This window comes from Streptomyces sp. NPDC030809 (genome assembly GCF_055572195.1).
Genome location: NZ_JBVIDV010000028.1, coordinates 20,886 through 40,868, shown reverse-complemented (window position 1 = coordinate 40,868; position 19,983 = coordinate 20,886). Strand labels below are relative to the sequence as shown.

Annotated in this window: 16 protein-coding genes; 9 read left to right on the top strand and 7 right to left on the bottom strand. The window is 69.1% G+C overall.

The genetic code is table 11. From position 1 onward, the window contains the following. Both ACZ407_RS29840 and ACZ407_RS29835 read right to left on the bottom strand, forming a co-directional pair. Positions 1-480 carry a hypothetical protein gene (locus ACZ407_RS29840; RefSeq protein ID WP_468133691.1) on the bottom strand — a complete coding sequence of 160 codons (480 nt, stop codon included), beginning with the start codon at positions 478-480 and terminating at the stop codon, positions 1-3. Positions 481-629: 149 nt separating this feature from the next. After that, the gene (locus tag ACZ407_RS29835) at positions 630-1,238 is read right to left on the bottom strand and encodes a hypothetical protein (RefSeq protein ID WP_468133689.1); all 609 of its coding nucleotides are present in this window, start codon (positions 1,236-1,238) and stop codon (positions 630-632) included. 368 nt (positions 1,239-1,606) lie between these two features. Between ACZ407_RS29835 and ACZ407_RS29830 the strand changes: the two genes are divergently transcribed. From ACZ407_RS29830 to ACZ407_RS29795, 8 genes are all read left to right on the top strand, one after another. Next, complete coding sequence (locus tag ACZ407_RS29830) at positions 1,607-1,954, top strand: GntR family transcriptional regulator (RefSeq protein WP_468133687.1); 348 nt, start codon at positions 1,607-1,609, stop codon at positions 1,952-1,954. Positions 1,955-2,942: 988 nt separating this feature from the next. Next, positions 2,943-3,209, top strand: coding sequence for a helix-turn-helix domain-containing protein (locus ACZ407_RS29825; RefSeq protein ID WP_468133685.1), 267 nt, complete (start codon positions 2,943-2,945; stop codon positions 3,207-3,209). A 298-nt stretch (positions 3,210-3,507) separates the two neighbouring features. Continuing rightward, a complete protein-coding gene (locus tag ACZ407_RS29820; protein ID WP_468133683.1) occupies positions 3,508-4,611 on the top strand; it encodes a helix-turn-helix domain-containing protein in 1,104 nt (367 codons plus the stop codon). A 77-nt stretch (positions 4,612-4,688) separates the two neighbouring features. After that, positions 4,689-6,077: a replicative DNA helicase gene (gene dnaB, locus ACZ407_RS29815; RefSeq protein WP_468133681.1), complete on the top strand. Its 1,389-nt coding sequence runs from the start codon at positions 4,689-4,691 to the stop codon at positions 6,075-6,077. Positions 6,078-6,670: 593 nt separating this feature from the next. Next, positions 6,671-7,702 (top strand): hypothetical protein, encoded by a 1,032-nt coding sequence (locus ACZ407_RS29810; protein ID WP_468133679.1) that lies wholly within the window; start codon positions 6,671-6,673, stop codon positions 7,700-7,702. Positions 7,703-7,959: 257 nt separating this feature from the next. Beyond that, positions 7,960-8,631, top strand: coding sequence for a hypothetical protein (locus ACZ407_RS29805; protein ID WP_468133677.1), 672 nt, complete (start codon positions 7,960-7,962; stop codon positions 8,629-8,631). 186 nt (positions 8,632-8,817) lie between these two features. Continuing rightward, the gene (locus tag ACZ407_RS29800; protein ID WP_468133675.1) at positions 8,818-9,324 is read left to right on the top strand and encodes a hypothetical protein; all 507 of its coding nucleotides are present in this window, start codon (positions 8,818-8,820) and stop codon (positions 9,322-9,324) included. A gap of 180 nt (positions 9,325-9,504) precedes the next feature. Then, on the top strand, positions 9,505-9,645 hold the full coding sequence (locus tag ACZ407_RS29795) for a hypothetical protein (RefSeq protein WP_468133673.1): 141 nt from the start codon (positions 9,505-9,507) through the stop codon (positions 9,643-9,645). A 303-nt stretch (positions 9,646-9,948) separates the two neighbouring features. Here ACZ407_RS29795 and ACZ407_RS29790 read toward each other — a convergent pair whose 3' ends face one another. Together ACZ407_RS29790 and ACZ407_RS29785 are read right to left on the bottom strand one after the other, a co-directional pair. Next, positions 9,949-11,001, bottom strand: coding sequence for a DNA polymerase Y family protein (locus ACZ407_RS29790; RefSeq protein ID WP_468133671.1), 1,053 nt, complete (start codon positions 10,999-11,001; stop codon positions 9,949-9,951). Positions 11,002-11,006: 5 nt separating this feature from the next. Next, positions 11,007-14,462 carry a DNA polymerase III subunit alpha gene (locus ACZ407_RS29785; RefSeq protein WP_468133669.1) on the bottom strand — a complete coding sequence of 1,152 codons (3,456 nt, stop codon included), beginning with the start codon at positions 14,460-14,462 and terminating at the stop codon, positions 11,007-11,009. 172 nt (positions 14,463-14,634) lie between these two features. Here ACZ407_RS29785 and ku point away from each other — a divergent pair, with 172 nt between their 5' ends. Next, positions 14,635-15,624, top strand: coding sequence for a non-homologous end joining protein Ku (gene ku / locus ACZ407_RS29780; RefSeq protein ID WP_468133667.1), 990 nt, complete (start codon positions 14,635-14,637; stop codon positions 15,622-15,624). A 96-nt stretch (positions 15,625-15,720) separates the two neighbouring features. Here ku and ACZ407_RS29775 read toward each other — a convergent pair whose 3' ends face one another. The 3 genes from ACZ407_RS29775 to ACZ407_RS29765 form a co-directional block, all read right to left on the bottom strand. Further along, the gene (locus tag ACZ407_RS29775) at positions 15,721-18,345 is read right to left on the bottom strand and encodes a helicase associated domain-containing protein (RefSeq protein ID WP_468133665.1); all 2,625 of its coding nucleotides are present in this window, start codon (positions 18,343-18,345) and stop codon (positions 15,721-15,723) included. Further along, positions 18,342-18,869 (bottom strand): hypothetical protein, encoded by a 528-nt coding sequence (locus tag ACZ407_RS29770; protein ID WP_468133663.1) that lies wholly within the window; start codon positions 18,867-18,869, stop codon positions 18,342-18,344. Before ACZ407_RS29770 ends, ACZ407_RS29775 begins: the two co-directional genes overlap by 4 nt. Before the next feature lie 72 nt (positions 18,870-18,941). Continuing rightward, the gene (locus ACZ407_RS29765; protein ID WP_468133661.1) at positions 18,942-19,574 is read right to left on the bottom strand and encodes a hypothetical protein; all 633 of its coding nucleotides are present in this window, start codon (positions 19,572-19,574) and stop codon (positions 18,942-18,944) included. Positions 19,575-19,983 lie beyond the last annotated feature (409 nt).

Here is a 19,983-nt window from a genome sequence, read left to right as displayed (position 1 = left end):
TCACGCGGTGGCCGCGATGTCGGCGGCCAGTGCGGCGACATCGGTCAGACGCGCGCGCTGCTGCTCGATCTCGGTGTTGAGGTCGTAGACAAGCGGGGTCGGGCGGTTGAAGGGCGGCGTGTACTCGTCGGCGTGGCAGACGTCCCAGTCTCGAATGTCCAGGCCGGCGTCCTGTGCGACGTCGCTCAGGTGGAGATGGTGGTCGTATCCGGCGACGCTTGGGGAAGAACAGGTCCGGGTCTTCATCGCGTTGTGTCGCCAGTCCATCCCGGTCACCACCCCTGTCCGACGACGGTCAGCTCGGCGAGCGTGCGGCGGGCCTTGCGGCCAGCGGTCGCCGCCGGCGTTGAGGTGGCGGACGAGCTGGTGGAACGTGGTGAGGTCCTCGGGCTCGAAACCCTTCTTGTTGTCCGCGTCCTCGATGTCGTCGATGATCCCGGCGTTCGGTCGGGGCACCGCCCGTGTCATGCTGAGCTGCATCAGGTCCTCCGATTCAGGTCCTGGACATGCCCCGGGGGCGCAATCCCCGGGGCTGTCGTCGTTCGGGCTGTTTGTACGAGCAGCCGCGGCCCCGTCCATCCCGATCGCTCGGGGATGGACGGGGCCGCGGTCCTTCGTGCGGGGGTTGGTCAGCTTGCGCGGCGGTCGGGGTGCAGCGTCTGGAGCGGCACCGGCGGCGCTCCCAGCGGCGCGGCACCGGCAGGCAGCTGCGCGCGGCGGGTGTCGGCGTCGCGGACCGCGGACTCGGTCGCCGCCCACTGTTCCTTGCGCCGCAGCCACAGGGGCCGGTCGTTGCTGCGCTCGTCATCCGCCGGCGCCTGCTTCTGCGCGGCGATCTGGCTGACGGCCGGGGCGACGGTGACCTTCGGCCTGCGCCGCACGGCGGTCTTGCGGCGGTGGCCCGTCTCCGCGCGACCGTCCTCCAGGCGCTTCTGCCACTCGCGGACCGTGACGTTGGCTGTGACCAGCCGGTTGCTGCCCAGGCGGCAGCGGACGGCGGCGTCCTTGCCGGCGCGGCCGGTGTCGTGCGGCACGACCTTGGTCGTCTTGGTCCCGAGGCCGGTGATCGGCACCCACGTCTCGCAGTCGGGGCAGACCAGCGAGGCACAGCTGGGGCGCAGGTCGTACTGGTGAGGCTTGAGGGTGGAGAGGGCCAGCGCTGGGCGGCCGCTGACGGTGCGTGAGCGGGTCCGGCTCTGGCGGGGGCGGGCGGTGCGCTCAAGGGCGGAAGCAGTCATCTGGACTCCTCATACAGGGAGCGGCAGGGGCACGGTCGCGATGCTCTCTCCGCCCTCCAGGCCGCCACGAGGTCGGCGTCTCGTAGGACAGACAGCGCACAGCGCTGCGACGTGCACGTAGTGGTCGCGGCTGTCAGGCTCCGGGGGAGTTCGATGGTGCTCTCGCGCCCTCAGTGCCTGAGGACTACCCCGTCCGCCCCGCGGGGCGGACGACTACTGCGGTGGTGCGGTGCTACGTCTTCGCCGGTCGCGCCTGGCAGGCGGACCAAGCTGTATCGACGTGGATAACCTAATCAGTACACTCAGTATCGTGTCAACTAGGTTGGGTAGGCTATCTATCCGAGCGAGGTGGCTCTACGATGTGGCTCATGACGGACGAGGCCATGCAGCCCTTTGAGCGCATCGCACAGGACGTGCGCGAACAGATTCGACTCGGGCAACTCAAGGCCAGCGACAAACTGCCGAGCACCAGGGAGTTGGCGAGCAAGTATGCCGTCGCGCCCGGCACGGTACAGCGTGCCTTCGCGGAGCTTCGACGAGACGGGGTCATCTACTCCCACACGGGCCGCGGGAGCTTCGTTCGCGAAAACGCCCTGGCTGCCCTTGCCGACCCAACTGCGCAGGCCATCAGGCGCCTCGAAGAGCAGGTCGCCGATCTGACCGCGCGACTCGAACGTGTCGAGCAGAACCAGAGCAGCGCGTCGACACGTCCCTGAGCCCGACCATGACGCCGCACCACCTCGTTCTCCTGTAGCGCAACCACGGCGTCCCCCGTTCGTCATTGGCATGCACTTCGACGGAGAACAGCTTCCGGGTCTCGGGCGTCTCGGCTAGATGTCCCGGCGTGGAAGGGGTGTCGCAATAGCGTCGCGGCATGGCTCTTCTTCCCTGGCAACAGACCGTCATAGGGGTATGCAGTGATCGCAGTTGAGCAGTGGACAAGCGAGGAGGCACTGCTGTTGCGATCGGTCACGCACGCGTCGGTGCGGGGGTTCGCCGATCGCCTCGGGATCAGCCCGCGAACGGTTTCGCACTGGCAGAAAAAGAGGGCCAGCGTGTGCCGTCCGCAGATGGCACAGATCCTCGATACAGCGCTCAACCAGTGCGCCCCGCGGAACAGGAGGCGTTCCGCCTGCGCCTCGCGGCCCTCCACAGCACCGCCGCGTCCATAGGCGCCGATGCTCCGCAGCCGACTTCTTGCACCGTCGTCTCCCACAAGTTCCTGCCGACCTACGTGGGAGAGCAGATCGACACGCTGTACGCCGGCGGTGCTCCCGCACCGTCTGGGCCGGGAGCTTAGAGCGACGGAGGCCGGACGCCGTTCGGCACAGTCGTCAGTGGCCCACGACTACGGGTGCGGCGTTGCCGTCGTGCACCTGGAAGAGCATCACCGCGCCGAATCGCGACCGATCTGGCCGTGTGACGATACCGCACCTATCTGCAGGAACCTCCCTGGGCGGCCAAGCAGATCACGCAGCTCACCACTGGGTTGAGCGGCGGGATCGACAGCGAACTGTCCGGCGTTCGGCCGCAGAGGTAGCACTACGGGCCGCGGAGGTGGCGCAGAAGAGCGGCACCTGAGGATCTCACGGGCCGTCAGGGCATGAGCCAATTGGGTGAAGTGGGCCGCCACACGGTGAAGGTGCAGCTTTTCGCCTCTCTTTCCATGTACCTTTTTACATGTCCCCCCGCAATGGAGGTGAAATGACTCACGACCCGATCTCCGGAGTCGAGATGCTGCTGGCTGAGCCGAAGTTGCCGCCGGTCATGGTTCGCGTTCGCTTGCGCCGCGCAGCCGGCCTGACGCAGTCACAGGTGGCCGACGCGCTCGGTGTGCGCTATCAGCAGGTGCTCCGCTGGGAGCAGGGCGCCGCGGAGCCGCGCGGAAAGCGCCGGACCGCCTACAGCCTGTTGCTCCAGCAGCTCGCGGCTCGACACCCCGAGGCAAGTTCTTTGCCGCAGGGGGCCTAAACGCCAGCGGCCTGGGGTTTCCCATCCCCAGGCCACCGACCGCCCACTCTGACTCGTCTCGCCAGACCTGAGTGGGTTCTCTACCAAAGCTGTGGGCACGTCGCCCGGTTCCCGCCGGGCAGACCCACGCGCCGTGTCTACTCTACAAAGCTCCGTCAAGGGTTCGGTAGATAAGTCGCGGTCCGCGTGGGTGGTCATTGCCACACAGCGGACAAGGACCGCAAGTTGGATCGCACGAACCCCGTTCGCACGGTCGCGCCCGTCGAAGCTCGGTGGTGGCGGAATGAGCGCTGAACACATGGGGATGGTCTTCAAGGCGGAAGGACTCGACGGCTCCGAGAAGCTGCTCCTCCTCGCCTACACGAACTACACCGACCCGTACGGCTACTGCTGGCCCAGCGAGGAGCGTCTCGTCGACGACTGCGGCACCTCGCCCAGCACTGTCCGCCGGGCGAAGAAGAACCTCAAGGGGAAGAAACTCGTCAAGTCGGTCCGCCGCGTCAGCAAGAAGACGGGCGACCCCATCTCGAACCTGACGCGGGTGAACCTGCCGCTCTTGGCCTCGATGGCGCGCAAGAAGAATACCTACGACGACAACTTGATCAACGCCATCACCTTCGATGACGACACACAGGGAGACCCTGAGGCCTCACTTACCGGCACCCCTGACGACCCCGGGACGCCCGCTGACCTGCTGTCCGGTCAATCTGATCTGAGGGACGAAAGTGACCCTGACCTGCTGAAAGGTCAGATTGACCTGAGCCTCAGGTCAGATCGACCGGAGCCTCAGGTCAAGATGACCTCTGGGTCAGGTCAATCTGACCTGCATATCCCTTACTCATCCCGTAGGGATCCTTCTCTCTCCGGCGACACTCCTGTCACGGCGAGCTCTGAGCCCTGTGGGGCCCCCGGTTCCGAGAGAGAGAACCCTGCTTCGCCGAACGACATCGCCGCTGCTGTGGGAGCAGCGGCAGCCGCAGCTGGCATGGCTCTTCCTGGCCAGCGGTCTCAGTCTCAGGAGGAGCAGGACGCTGGGATGGTGGTCAAGCGCTACCTGGCGGAAGCAGGCAAGCCTGTCACCAACTGGATCCGGGGCAAGATCAAGAAGCAAGCCCGAGAGCTGCTGGCAGCAGGCAAGCCCGTTGAGTGGGTTGCGGAACGCGCTGCTGAGTGCGCTCAGTCAGGTTGGGTAGATCTGATCAAGCACGCGGAGCACATTGATCAGAAGCAGCCCAAGGCCGCCACGGCGCCCTCGAAACCCAGCACGCTCGTGGACTGGTGCGGTAAGTGCAACAGGGGCCGTAGGCCAAACTCCGCTGCTGAACGCTTCGTGGAGCTCGCTGACGGTCGAGACATCCCGTGCACCGAGTGCCACCCGAAGCACGTCCGCGCCACAGCCTGATTCGAAACCAGAGGCGGCGGCCGTTCCCGCGAAGAAGCCGGCCGCCGCTGTGAACCACCTTGAACAGGAGATCCACCATGAGCGTACCCACTCAGGCTGCGGCCCAGCGCAATGACCGAGACCAGGTACCCGAAACCTTCCGACCGGAGCGCCTTCCTCCCCAGGACGTAGAAGCTGAGCAGTGCGTCCTGGGCGGCATGCTGCTCTCGAAGGACGCTATCGCCGATGTGATCCAGGTCCTCAAACCGCGTGACTTCTATCGGCCGTCCCACGAAACGATCTATCGTGCGATTCTGGACCTCTACGCCAAAGGTGAGCCCGCCGACCCGATTACGACTGGTGCGGAGCTGACCAAGCGTGGTGAGATCGAAAAGGTTGGAGGGGCTTCCTACCTCCACACTCTCGTGCAGTCGGTGCCGACAGCAGCGAACGCCGAGTACTACGCGGAGATCGTCCACGAGCGCGCCGTCCTGCGACGCCTGGTGACTGCCGGAACCAAGATCACGGCCATGGGCTATGCGGCTGAGGGGGAGCTCGACGACATCGTCAACGCAGCTCAGGCCGAGGTCTACGGCGTGGACGAAGAACGTGGCACCAGCGCCACCGAGAGCGTTGGGGACGGAATCGGTGACACACTCGACATTCTCGAATCAATCAGCAAGAACACGGGCGAGCTGACAGGAACTCCGACTGGCTTCCTGGACCTGGACAGCCTGACCAACGGTCTCCAGCCCGGCCAGATGATCGTGATCGCTGCGCGCCCGGCGATGGGCAAGTCCACCCTCGCTCTCGACTTTGCTCGTGCCTGCTCCATCAAGGCAGGTACCCCGTCCGTGTTCTTCTCGCTCGAAATGAGCAAGGAAGAGCTCCACATGCGGACCCTCTCTGCTGAGGCAAAGGTCGCGCTCCACCACATGCGCAGCGGCACCCTGACCGATGACGACTGGACGCGGTTGGCTCGCCGGGTGCCGGATATCACAGCAGCTCCGCTGTTCCTGAACACCGAACCGAACCTCACTCTCATGGACATCCGGGCCGAGTCCCGTCGGCTCAAGCAGCGCCATCCGTCGCTCGGTCTGATCGTCGTGGACTATCTCCAGCTCATGCAGAGCGGTGCCAGTCGACGCGAAAGCCGCCAGCAGGAAGTGTCGGACCTCTCCAGGAACCTCAAGCTCCTTGCCAAGGAGCTGGACGTACCGATCGTGGCCTTGTCTCAGCTCAACCGCGGGCCCGAGCAGCGCGAGGACAAGCGGCCTAAAGTCTCCGACCTGCGGGAGTCCGGAGCTATCGAGCAGGACGCGGATATGGTCATCCTGCTGCACCGCGAAGACGCGTACGAGAAGGAGTCCCCCCGTGCTGGGGAGGCCGAACTCATCGTCGCCAAGCACCGCAACGGCCCGACTGCCACCATTAGCGTGGCCTTCCAGGGGCACTACTCGCGCTTCGTGGACATGGCGCAGACCTGATCCCCCTTCCTGTCGCCGTGGGCTCGGTCAGGAGATCTCCTGACCGAGCCCACATGTGCGTGAGCTATGTCGCGGCCACAGTCGACTCGGAGGCCTGCCAGGAGGCAGACTCGACGAGCGATGACCGCACAGCCGATACATCAGCACGAGCCTGAGCGGGTGCCGCGCAACGCGGAGGGGATCGCGGCGCCCTGTCCGGTGCTGGCCAGCACCGCGTCGGCCCGCGCGTCTGCCGGGGAGCACGGCGTCGCCGCGGCGGCCGCAGCAGCGCCGCCTCCTGCTCGGGGCCGAGGGTGAGCTCGGGATCGCCGAGTGCGTGATCAGCCGCGACGAGGATTCGCCGCAGATCGTCATCACGCACATCCTGCTGTTCTGAACGGGCCCGGCCTTCGTGCCGGGCCCGTTCGTCGCCACGCGGCAGCGTCTTCCGGCGGCCTGGTCGAGCCGCCGCCTGCGCGAGTAGTCCGTCTGGGTGACTTGGCGGGGTTGGACTGGCCCCGATGTCCCTTGTTGCCGTAATGTTTTTGGTGTCGGAGGGTGGTCGGTACCCACCCCACCGGCGGACGACGACCCGTCAGTATCAAGGAGACTCCATGGCCTTCACCGGCGACGACAGCCCTGTCACTGCCTCACTCGACCTGATTGCTGCGCATGTCGAGAGCATCTGGAGTGGCTGTCTGACAGATGGACCGACACACCTGCTCTTCCAGATCGCGGCCAACGGCGAGGCCTCCGGCTTGCGTCCGGTGCGGCGCCTTGGGCGCGGCTACGTCCGGGTGGAGCACTGCCTCGACTTTGACCTCGAAGGCTGGATGCAGGACCCCAGGTTGCCTTGGGACGAGCTGGGAGCGGAGCTGGACAAGCTGGTCGGTCAGTTGCCCCGGCACCCGGCACTTGCCCGGGAGTCGGGGGGGTGGTGGCGGCTGTCCCTCTCCCCGGTGGGAGTCAGCGCCGAGTGGGACGTCGCGCACGACTACGAGGCGCACATGGTGGTCGAGACCCCCGGGGGCGGAGTGCGCGACGCCGCGCGCGGTGAGGAGATCCTGCGCGGCCACCTGGAGGCTGTCCGAGTCGGCCGCAGGGTTGAAGATGTCCTCGCTGAGCACGAGGGCCACGAACTCCGGATCGGTGACGGCCGGGGCGGCGAGATGCGCGTTCTCGATGGGGACACGGATCCGGAGGAGTGTGCCGACTGCCTGGTCGAGTGCCTTACGTGCCAGACAGACCCGTCCGCCCAGTGGGAACGTGGTGGGAACCTCCTCGCCGTCGGCAACCCGCTGCGCGAGGTGGATCACGTGGTGGAAGCGGTCGTTGCTCTGCTCCACTACGCCGATGGCTGGCACCATGCGTCCGACGTTCTGGAGCGGGCCCTTACTCTGCTGAACGAGTGGCAGCGGGACGTCACCTTTGGGGTGCCGGAGCCGCAGCCGTTGGAGGACGTGGATCTGCGCGCGCTCGACACCGTCGCCGGAGCGGTTGCAGCCCACTTCGCTGCTGCCGCCCGGTTCCGCCTGGCCGCCTGGCAGGTCGCCGACATGGCGGAGGGCACCTTCCGCCGTACCGTCGAGGGGCGGCGCTTCGCCACCGTTCGGGCCTGGCGCACTGCCACAGCGCAGCCCGCGTGAGACACAGACGCACACACCAGCAGCGCCCCGGGCGAAGACCCGGGGCGCTGCTATGCGTCGTGCACAGGCGGGGGCGGACGCGGGCGTCCCGAAAACGCTGTCGGGGGCCAGCGGTCCGACTCCGCAAGGAGACGGCGGTACCCACTGGCCCCCACCCGTCAGCAACTCCCGAAAGAGAGCGACATGTACGGCAGTCTATCCACATCACCAGCCCTTCCCCCGGCCGTGCGCGGCCCCGTACGAGCATGGAGTGCGCGATGATCCCGCGCGGCCGACCCGCCCTGACCGAAGCCGACATCGCCGCGCTGCGGAAGAAGACGCTCAAGACCTGGCAGCGCACCGAGGGCGATGCGCTGCGGGCCCGGGTGCCGCTGGTCAACCCGGGCGGACGCCCCCGCCTCTACGACGAAGAGCAGGTCCACGCTCACCTCTGCGGCGCCCCGTGGCCGCCCGGAACCGACGCCGTAGCGACGGGCGATGGGGCGGACGGTGTCCCTTCGTGGCCGGCCGCGGTACCGCCGGGCGAGGAGCACCCGGACGACCTGCTCACCGACCGCGAGGCTGCGGCGGTTCTGGGTACGAAGGCCTCCACCGTCCGAGACTACGGCGCCGACGGCTACCTTCCAGTCGTCCAGCGGTACGGCCGCACCTGGTACCGGCGCGCCGCAGTCACCGCTCGCCGCGACGCCGACGATCAGCGCCACCACCCGGAGCTGACCGGGGCTGGCCGCCCGCGGGGCGCCACGGACCGTGCGCCGCGCCGCAGCCCCGACGCTCGCGTCGCGGAGACGGCCGACGCCCTTGCGCTCGCCGCAGCGGGGGAGAGGGCGCCGGTCACCACGGCGGAGATCGCCGCGAGCTACGGAGTCGGTGAACGCACCGCCCAGCGTCTCCTGCGCGAAGCCCGCGAGCAGACCGTCGGGTCCTGAGGCCGCCCGGTCGGCAGGCAGGATTTCACGCGCTGTCCGTTCTCCGTGAAGGTGGCGAACGGCTTGTCCGACGTGGCGAACAGGCTGGGACTGAGCCGCCATCATTGAGAACAGCTCAGGAAGGACGACGTAGACCAGGACGGTCGTGCCGTCGCCGCCTTCAATGGGGGAGACGCGGAGGGCAGCATGGGCGAAGAGATGGTCACGTACTGGGAATGGACGGTGAGGTACGACACCGAGTTGGTGTATGCCGGCACGTCGGAGTCCAGGGGCGTCGCGCGGGACTTCCTGCCAGAGGCGTTGCTACCCGGACTTCTGGAGGACCTGTGTCGTCACCACCCCCACCTCCACGGACGCGACCCTCACGACTGGTCGGCATTGGAGTTGAGTAAGGCGCAGTTCCGACAGCGCCAGGCGGAACTCCTGCGCGATATGGTCGACGCTTCGCCGCCAGGCCCTACGGTGCCGCGCACCGCGGTGGTGGGGCTCCTGCTGGGGATCTGCCTCCTGGTTCTGGCCGGGACCCTGCCGAGCGGCCCCGTGTTCACCTGGCTGCTGTCCACAGCGGGCGTCTTGTCCTGGATCACCGGCGGGGCCTCCCTGATCATGTCGGGCGCGTTTCGCTCCCCCACAGGCGGAGGCAGCGGGCAGCACCGGGGAGAACGATGTCCGCCTCGTCAGCAGGACTGCTAAACCCCTTGCAGGATCGCCATGTTGAGCGAACCGTTCGCCACCTCCACTGAGACCGGACACGCGCCGCGCCGCGTGAAATCCTGCCCGAGTGGCCGTTGTTGCCGTAAAGTTTTTCTTGTCGGGAAGTGGTCGGTACCCACCCCCGGCGCCCGTCAGGAACTCTCTGGAAGGACCCCCGCCATGCGCGATGCCCACGACCGCGACCGGGACAACGAGCGCGTCATCCCCATCTTCCCCAAGCCGCGCCAGGCCCCCGACAACCGCCCCGACAACCGCCCCGCCAAGCCGCTCCCCATCCAGCGCGACCGCCGCGCCCAGTAGGCCGCGCAAGCGCAAGGGCGGGCCGACCCAGCCAGGGTCGGCCCGCCCTTCGTTGCTGCGTCAGCCCCTGTGCGGCACAAGGCCACTCGGGGCTGGCCTCCTCGGCCAGAAGGCTCCGTCAGGTGAGGCTGGGGGATGGGCTCGCCTTCTGTTGCGCCTCCCGCAACTGGGTGCGGCACGCCTGGCACAGGGAATTCGCCCCGACGCCGTAGCGGCAGCAGGGCTGGCGGCACTTTGCGCACGGCCCGATCTGCGAGGGGGCGCAGTTCAGTGCCGGCGGTCTCGTGGAAGGCTGGGGCGTAGTCATGACCGGGAGGCCTTTCGAGGTGCGGTGGTCGGAACGTTTCTCCGCCGGGTGTTGGCAGGTGTCTCTTTGCTGGTGGTGGCGAGAGTGGCGGGCTTGAGGGCGCCGGGGCCGTAGCGGGCTCGGGCGCGGTCGGTGACGGCTTCGATGGCGAGGGCTTTGTCGTCGGTGGGGTCCAGGGTGAGCTGCTCGGTGGCGTGTGCTGCGGGGCGGAGATCTTGTCCGCGCAGGCTGATGGCCCGGACGCGCGCCCGTTGGAGACCGAGCAGCTCGTAGAGGTCGTACGCGGTGGCTGCGAGCGGGCGGGTATGGGCGGTGGGTTCGCTCAGCGTACGGCTGCGGGTGCTGCTGGTCCGGTCCGCGTAGCGGATGGTCAGGGTGATGTTCCCGGTGACTTGCCGCTCGTCGCGCAGCCGGCCGCCGAGCTCCTCGGCGAGGCCCAGGAGGGCACCGCGGTGTGCGGACGCATCGAGCACGTCGTGGTCGAAGATCCGCTCGGTGCTCACTGACTTCGCGATCGGCTGGTGCTGGACGGTGCGTGGGTCCAGCCCGTTGGCGTGGGCGTGAAGTGCCCGGCCGGTAGCCGCGCCGAAGAGGCGGACGAGGGTGGGGAGGGGGGCGTCGGCGAGGTCGCCGATCGTGTGGAGGCCGTACGACTGGAGCTTCGTCGCGGTCGCGGGACCTACCTGGTGCAGCGTCGCGACGGACCGCGGTCGCAGCCACGTCTTCACCTCGCCGGCCTCGATCACGGTCGTGGCCCCGGGTGGTGTTGCGGCGGCTGCCATGGTGGCGAGCATCCGGTTGGGAGCGATCGCGCAGGTGGTCTGTACGCCGTGCAGGGCCAGCGTGCGCAGGCGCAGCAGGGCGGCAAGTCCTTCAGGGTCGCGCTGCCAGTAGCGCAGGGCGCCGGTGATGTCGAGGTGGGCCGAGTTCGGGGGGATCGCCTGCACCCGGGGGGTGATGTCCTCGGCGAGGGCAAGGAGCTGCTCGTACAGCTCGGGGTCGGCGCCGTCGGTGTGGAAGTGGGCGTGGAGGATGCGTCGTTCGTTCATGGCTCTCACCCCGGGCTTCCGGGGCTGGTGTAGCCGAGGGTACTGAGGTCGGCGGAGCGGGTGCCGGCGGGCTGGAGGTCGGCGTAGGGATGCAGGCGCGCTCCGGTGGTGCCGTTGGCCAGGGTCCGCTGCCGGTCCGGTGTTTGGGCAGGGGTGGGGGCGAGGTGGTCTTGGCCGAGGAGCTGGAGGGCGGCTTCGGGGCCGTGGTCGCGGCGGACGGCGGCGAGTTCTTCGAGGTTCCAGGCCATCTGTCCGACCACGGTGCGGCGGGGGCCGCGGGCCTCCACAGTGCCGCGCACGAGGAGGAGGCCCGAGTGGAAGACCGTGTGGGCGACCGCGTCGTGGCTGTCTTCGAAGAACGCGAGGTCGACGAGGCCGGAGCCGTCTTCGAGGGTGACGAAGATGACGCGCTTGCCCGAGGGGATCGGAGGGGTCTGCGTGGAGGCGCGCACCCCGGCGACGAGGACCTTCTGTCCGGGGTGCATGTTCTTGAGGTGGGCGGCGTCGGTGGCGCCGATCTCGCGGAGCAGCCGGTGGTGGTGGGTCATCAGGTGCTGGGAGACGTCGATCTTCAGGACGTCGATCTCGGCGCTGAGGGCCTCGCGACTGGTCATTTCCGGCAGTCCGGAGGGTTCGGCGGTCAGGAGTTCGCCGCCGAGAGGGAGCTGGCCGTCGGCGGGGCGGGCGCGGGTGTGGGCATGGAGCTCGGCGGCCTGGAGGAGGAGGTCGCGTCGGGTCAGCGGGCCGCGCAGCGAATCGAGAGCGCCGATCTGGATGAGGCGTTCGGCGATGGGCAGTGCAGGGCGGGCGCGCTGCCAGAAGTCCTGCAGGCTGTTGTAGGGCTGGCCGCCTGCGATGCGGGTGACCTGGTCCTCGCTGATGCCCTTCACCGAGGACAGGGACAGCCGCACCCCCCACACGCCGCCGTCCGTCTGCTCGATGCGGTGCTCGGCGGCGGAGCGGTTGATGTCGACGGGCAGGATGGGCACGTCGTGACGGCGGGCGTCGGAGACGATCACGCGCGGCGGCCACATACCCGGGTCGTGCTCCAGCAGCCCGGCATAGAGGGCGGCGGGGTGGTGGGCCTTGAGCCACGCGCTCTGAAGAGCGGGCACGGCGAAGGCCACGGCGTGGGCGCGGCAGAACCCGTACGCGCCGAACCCCCGGATGACCTCCCACACCTCGTCCAGTACGGCGGGGGTGTAGCCGCGGGCGCCGGCTTCGCGCCGGAACCAGGCCTCCACCGCGGGGAGGCGGTCGTTGTCGGCGAGGGCACGGCGGGCGATCTCGGCCAGGGCGCGGTCGCAGCCGGTCAGGACGGCGAACATGTCGATGATCTGCTCGTGCCAGATCGTCACCCCGTACGTCGAGGCCAGCACCGGCACGAGGTCGGGGTGCGGGTAGCGGGGGGCGGCGCCGTGGCGGGCGGCGATGTAGAGCGCGGGCATGCCGCCCTTGACCGGGCCGGGACGGAAGAGGCTGATGTCGGCGATGATGTCCTGGACGTCGCGGGGCTGGAGCCGGCCCACCAGGTCTTGCTGGCCGGGGGATTCGAGCTGGAACATGCCGACCGTGTCGGAGCGCCGGATCAGCTCGAAGGCGCCCGGATCGCCGAGGGGGACGTGGTCGGGGTTGTCGAGGTCGATCCGCCGGCCGGAGGTCCGCTGGATCTCCTTGACGGCGTGCGCCATCGCGGACTGCATCCGCACCCCGAGCACGTCGAGCTTGAGCAGGCCGAGGTCTTCGACGTCCTCCTTGTCGGCCTGCACCATCGGGTACTGCCCGCCCGGGGTCGGCTGCACCGGCAGCCGGTCCAGCAAGGTGGCGTTGGAGAGGATTACCCCGCACGGGTGCATGGCGATCCCGCGGGGCAGCTTGTCGAGGCCTTCGGCCAGCTCCCACAGCGGCCCGAACGTCTCCGCCTCGGAGGCCAGCTGCTTCAGCTCGGGCAGGGTGGCCAGAGCGTCGCGGATGTCGCACGCGCGGATGTGCGGGAAGGCCTTCGCCACCCGGTCGATCACCTGCGGGGCGATGCCCAGGGCGAGACCGGCATCGCGCAGGGCGTGCCGGGCGCGGTAGGTTTCCGGCATCCCCGTCACCGCCACCCGCTCGGTTCCGAACCGTTCGATGATCCGGTCGTAGACCTCCAGCCGGCGCGCGGACTCCACGTCCACGTCGATGTCGGGCAGCGACCGCCTGCGCACCGACAGGAACCGCTCGAAGAGCAGGTCGTGGTCGAGCGGGTTCGCCGTCGCCACGAACAGCGCGTGGTTGACCATCGACCCGGCCCCCGACCCGCGGGCCGCCACCCGGATTCCCATTGCGCGGACGTCGGCGACGACCTGGGCGACCGCGAGGAAGTACGCCTCGTACTCCAGCTCCCCGATCACCGACAGCTCGTACTCCAGCTGCTCCACCGCCCGCCGGTCGGTGTCCAGGCCGCGCGCGAACATGCCCGCCTCGCAGCGCTGCCGCAGCAGTCGCATCGCCCCGCCCGGACCCCGCTCGGCACCGACGACCTCCGGCTCGGGGAAATGCGGACGCCCCAGCCCCAGGTCCCCCAGCGGGTCGACGACGCATTCCTCACCGGTCCGGATGGTCTCGGCAAGCAGCGCAGCAGCCCGGCCGCTACCGGTGCCGGCTGCTTGCGCGATCCGTTCCGCGGCAGCGGCCATTTCCGCAGGCCCGGTCAGCCACCGCTGCCCGCAGTCCAGGCGCCACCGGTCGATCGGCCGCAGCAGCCGCGCCGCGTCCAGCACATCGGCGATCCGGTGCTGGCCCGGGTCGGCGTACCGGACCGCGTTGGTCAGCACTGCCCGCACGCCGACCTGGTCGGCCAGGCCCACGGTGCGCGCGGCCAGCCGGAGCGAACCCGGCCCGGTTCCCGGCGTGCCCCAGAACACCGTCTCCAGCCGCAGGTTCTCGCCCACGACCTCCCGCCACGGCGCGAGCAGCTTCTCGGCGACGTCGGGCCGCCCCGCAGACAGGGCGCGCACCGGCTCCGAGACCGGCCCCAGCAGCACGACCAGCCCTTCGTCGGCGTACGTGCCGAGAAGCTCCCAGGACACCACCGGCAGGCCGCCGCCGGCGCCCGCGTGTGCGGCCGACACCAATCGGCACAGCCGCCCCCAGCCGGCGGCATCCCGCGCGAGGAGCGTGACGCGCAGCGGCGGCTCCACCACGTGCGCACCCCCTCGCACCGGAGTGCGCGGGCGGGGCGCGGAGCCGGGCTGGGCAGGTGCCTGGGGAGCGACGGCGACGTCGACACCGAAGACAGGACGGACCCCGGCGTTCACGGCGGCCTTCGCGAAGCGCACGGAGCCGGTGACGGTGTCGCGGTCGGTCAGAGCGAGCGTCCCGATCCCACGCTCGGCGGCGCGCCGGACCAGTTCGGACGGGTGGGAGGCGCCGTAGCGGGCGGAATAGCCGCTGGCCACGTGCAGATGCACCCCACAGCCCATGGCACACCTCCCGCGAGCGCATAGTTTCAGCCGTTATGGCTTGATTCCCTCCCTCCAAAGTATCGAACGGAAATCGAACACGGCGAATCGGTTGCTCCGTCATAGGGATGCGATCACTGGGAAGACGCCCTGAGCTGGAAGAAGCGGGGGCAGTCGGAGGAGGTGGCTGAAGATGGCTCGTCCCGTTTGGGCCGGAAACCTGTCATTTGGCCTGGTCAGCCTGCCGGTCGGCCTCTATACGGCCACCGACAGCCACACGATCCACTTCCATCAGCTCCAGCGCGGTACCTCCGACCGGATTCGAAACCGGCGCGTGAACGAGCGCACCGGAAAGGAGGTCGAGCTGTCGGACATCGTCAAGGGTTACGACACCGGCGGCGAGTACGTCCTGGTCGAGCCGAAGGAGCTGGACGAGATCGCCCCCGGTCGCTCGCGGGTGCTGGAGATCAGCGGGTTCGTCGACCTGGACGAGGTCGAGCCCATCTTCTTCGACAAGACCTACTACCTCGGCCCCCGGGGCAAGGAGTACGAGAAGGTCTACAGCCTCCTGGAACAGGCCCTCGCCAAAACCGGCAAGGCTGGCATCGCGACGTTCGTGATGCGCCAGCACGAGTACCTCGTCGCAGTGAAGGCCGAAGACGGCCTGCTGACCCTGCACACCCTCCACTGGGCCGACGAGATCCGAAACCCCAAGAACGAGATCGACAGCCTGCCGGGGAAGGCCAAGGGCACGGCCAAGGAAGTGCAGATGGCCGAGCAACTCATCGAGGCCATGGCGATGAAGTGGGACCCCGAGCGGTTCCACGACACCTTCCAGGAAAAGGTCGCCGCCCTCATCCAGGCCAAGCAGGCCGGCGAGACGGTCGAGAAGGCCGAGCCGGCCGCAGCACCCACCGGCGCCGTCGACCTGATGGAGGCCCTGCGCGCCAGTGTGGAGCGCGCCCGCAGCCCGAAATCCACCGGCGACAAGGCCACCACCTCCGCCGAGGCCGCCCCCAAGAAGGCGCCCGCGAAGAAGCGCGTCCGCTCTGGGCCCAAGGAAGACCTCGACGGCCTGTCGAAGGCCGACCTGTACAAGAAAGCGGCCGCCGCGAACGTCCCGGGGCGCTCACAGATGACCCGCGACGACCTCATGAAGGCGCTTTCCTCGACCCGGTCCTGAACGCGAACAGCAGCCCACCAAGCGCTGAGTGGGGCGCCCGGCGGGATCTCCTTCCCCGCCGGGCGTCACGCGTGCTCGGGTGTCGGCCAGAGAGGGCTACGCCGTTTCGGGGGCGGTGGTGGGCTGCTGGTCGGCGGCGCTGATCTCTGCGCCGTCGCCGACGTCGCAGGCGCCCAGCTGGACGAGTTGCTGTTGCTGGTCGGCGGTGAGACGCCCTTGGCGCAGTGCGGTGCGCTGCCGGTAGAGCCAGGCGTCCAGCCTCACGCCGCCTTCGGTGTGCCCCTGGGGAACCTTCAGGTGGCCGTGCTGGGCGGCGTAGGCGGTCGCTGCGCGGATTCCGCGTTCCCATCCTGCGGCGGCGCGGGAGGCATGGGCGGCCCTGACGGTCGCGGGGTCGGGGCGGTGGCGCTTGGGGTTCCAGTCGATGCCGAGCTTGTCGAGAACCTCGGCGATGTCGGCGGGTAGGTCGCCAGTGCGGCGTAGTGAGCGCTGCCGGGCGAGCCAGTTGCCCAACTTCACGCCGTCGTGCTCGGTGCCGCTAGTCGCGTTGAGGTGGCCGTGTTCGGCGTGGAAGGAAATGGCTGCGGCCAGGGCACGCGCCCGCTGCTTTTCTGCTGCCGGCACACCTACCCAGCAGAACCCGGCGGCATCGAGGGCCGCGATCCGTTCGGCGGGCAACTGGGCGCGCGTGGCGCGCATCTTGCTCACCCACATGCCCAGCTTTACCCCGTCGGCGGTGACGTGCCGCTGGGGGACGTCGGTGTGGCCGTGCTCGGCCCGGTACGCGGCGAGTGCGTCCAGGTGGCGCTGCATCGCGTGGTCGGCGTAGTCCCAGAACATGCCAATGCGTTCCAGAGCGGCAGCGCGCTCTTCGGATAGGACGCCGGCCCGCCGGGCGGAACGCTGCTTGATCAGCCACGCCCCCAGCGGGTTGCGCTTGCCGTCGGCGAACTCGGTAACCCGCAGGTGGCCGTGCTTGCGGTACCAGGCGGCAGCCTGCTCATAGGCTGCCTGCCAGCGTGCCTCGGACGGATCCCAGACGATTCCCAGGTCCTCCAGGGCTTCCACACGGCGGGCGTCCAACCAGCCCCTGGAACGGAACTGGCGCTGCTTGACCAGCCACTGGCCCAGGGCGAAGCCGGTCTCGGTCTTGTGTCGCAGGGGGATGTCGAGGTGGCCGTGGACTTCGTGCCAGGCACGGGCGGCCGCGTAGCCCTCCCACCACGGGGACGTCGTCTGCCGGACCAGCAACAGCGTGAGCTGCTCCAAAATGCCCTGCGTGGTGCCCTCCGAAAGGACGACGGTCACCTTGTCGGGCAGGCTCGGATTGGACATCCGCCCGTAGGCGCGGCTGCGGTCCAAGGTCATACCGAGTTCTCCGTCGTGGGCGCGCAGCGCCCGGATCACCTCCCACAGGATGCGGTACTCGCCGGGGTCGAGATCACCGATCTCGCCGTCCTGCTCGGGCACGACCACCGGCAAGATCACCACGGAGTCGCCGGTGCCGTCGGGGCTGCGCCGCAGTGCACGACCCACGGCCTGGACGATGTCGACGGGTGAGGACTTGGGGTGCGCGAACAGAACCGCGTCGATGGCCGGCACGTCCACGCCTTCGCCAAGACAGCGGGCGTTGGAGATCACCGCCCACCCTCCGGGCCCCGGGTTGCGCAGGTGCCCCAGGCACTGCTCGCGCAGGCTGGTGGCCATCTCGCCATGCACGCTCGCCGTGTACGGGACGGACAGCGCGGGGGCGATCCGGCCGACCAGGCCCGGCAGGGTGCGGGCAAACTCCTGGGCCTGCTCGACGCGCGCATGGAACGTCAGCACCCGCCTGATCCCGAACTGCTCCGCCGCGCGCAGCAGGGCAGCCTGGGCCACCAGCGTCTGCAGACTCGGCGCCCCCACTCCTACGGTGTACTCGCAGCGGGGGTCGTCCAGCAGGGCACGGGCCTCGCTTTCCCGGACCCCGACCACGTACACCCGGTAGTCCTGCAGGTAGCCCTCCGCGATCCCGCGGGCGAACGAGTACTCGTAGAGCACGGGCCCGAACAGAGTGGTATCGCTCATGGACACCACCCCGGACTCGGCGGAGACGGCCGCAGTACGGGGGGTTGCGGTCATGAACAGCCGGCGGCGCGCGGGAAGGAAGCCGGGCTCGGTGACCAGCTGCTGGGCATCGCCGTGCAGGAACCCGGTCAGGTGGTGGGCCTCGTCCAGGAGGAGGACGTCGGCGACGGCACCGCAGTTCTGAAACGCCTCGGACAGCCGCTGCACGGACATGTAGGTGCACACCACCAGCCGCATACCCCGGCCCGCGGTGCGCTCCAGCCACTGCACGATCTCGCCCGGGTCGGTGGTCACCGGCGCGGGCACGTCCTTGACGTACGCGGGCTCGTCCACCGCGACGGACGGATCCGAGCACACCGCGAGCGCCTGCAGATCCCCGGCATGGTCGCGGCGCCAGGCCTGCACCGTCTGCGCGACTAGTGCCAGCGACGGCGTGAGCAGCACCACCAGCCCCTGCGGTGCAAGCGCCTGCGCCGCCCGCTGCCCGATCAGCGTCTTGCCGGTGCCGCACGCCGCATACAGCTGCCCCGACCCACCGCCCTTCAGGCCGGCGGTCACCGCCGCCAACGCCTCCTCCTGGTACGGGCGCAACGGCCTTGCCTGCGGCCGCGGGCCCGGCACTATCACGGCAGCCTGCTCCTGCTCAACGGTCACAGCGAATCCCTCACTGGAAAGACGGTCAAGTCCCCAGCCTGGCATGCGTCGATGACCGCCAAGGCCTGAACGCGACTGAACGCCCGGCACGCAGCCGCCAAGGCCTGCGGGTCGTACTCCGCCTCCAGCTCAGCGTCCTCGACCTCGTACGACAGCAGCGTGCCAGGGTCCTCGATCCACGCCCCATCGAAGGCGATGCCGCGAATGATGTGGGCCAGCACGTCCCACTGCACTGCCGGCAGCGGCGGCACCTGCGACAACTCGATCGCGAAGAGGCGCTCCAGCGTGTCCCCGGGCAGCGCCGCAGACGACCGCGGCGCGTTGCGGGCCCTGGACACGGCCTGAGAGATCGTCTTCTCCGACGTGCCGAGTTCGGTGGCCAGCTGGCTGGCTCCGCCCCGGCCGCGCCGGTCGACTTCGTCGGCGATGGCGTGTGCTTTGTCGTCGGCCCCCGCTGTGCGCTCGCGGTTCCCGAACTCGATGCGCGCCATGGCCGCGGCGTACCGCTGGTGGAAATCGGACACGTTCTACCTCGTTTCAGCGGGAAGCCCCGGCCCCGCGACGGCACGCCGCGGGACCGGGGCCCAGGTGGGCGGTCAGGACGGGTCGGCGGCGAGTTCGTCGCGCCGCTGGATCAAGTACTCCAGCAGGCCCGGGACCACGGCCACGTCGGCCTCGCCGCAAGCGGCCAGGTCGCTGGTGATCTCGGCCGCGATCTCCGCCAGCCGCTCGTCGGCGGTCTCGGGCGTGATGCCGTATGCCTCGGCCTCTTGGCCATTGACGGCGCCGTCGAGATCCCAGTGCGCGACGATCTGCCCCGGCTTGAATCCCTGCGTGCCCGCGTCGATGTCGCCGTATCCGAGGTTCAGGCCCAAGCGCTCCTCAAGGGCCGCTTCGGCAGCCTGCGCGTCCTCGCCGAGACGGGCCCGCATGTTGTTGCCGTCCCAGTACTCCTCCCAGTCCGCCACGATCCGCTCGGCCAACGGAAGCAGCTCCTCCATCAGCTCGTTCGCCGCCTCAGCAGTGAGCGCCGGGATCGCATAGCGGCGGTCAAAGCCGTGATAGACGCTGAACGGCACCGCGTTGCCGATCTCGGGGTTGTAGTCGGCCAGCAGCTTGCCGTCGCGCAAGCCCAGCTCGATGTAGGCCGGCTGCGGCGTGTCCTGCCCGGTGTAGCAGCAGAACAGCTCGTCGGGGGTGGTACAGCGGATGATCTCGACCTGCGTCACGACTATCCTCCCGGGTTGACGGACAGCTCTGACCAGCTGCCCGGCGGGGTGTCGGAGGGCTGTCCCCTCCGACACCCGCAACGATACTTACCCCATGGGGTAAGTATCAAGCGGTTGAGGTGAATTCACCGGAGACCGACTCCCAGAAGGCGGTAGGAACGCTCTCGCCCGCAGGGGCTAACGCCCATCTGGCACACCCGGTCACGCGCATCACTGCCGCGCTGCCCACGCAAAGGGGCTGAGCATCAAGTGGCGATCAGCGCGAGCGGGCCTCAGCGACACGAGCTCGCAGGCCAGTGAGTGAAGGTGTACCCCGCGAGGTTTCCCCCACTTCTGTTCCGCCGCCATGAGGAGATGGGGCTGCAGGGACCTAGTTGCTTCCCGGAGGACCCTGCCTGCCGGGACGGTC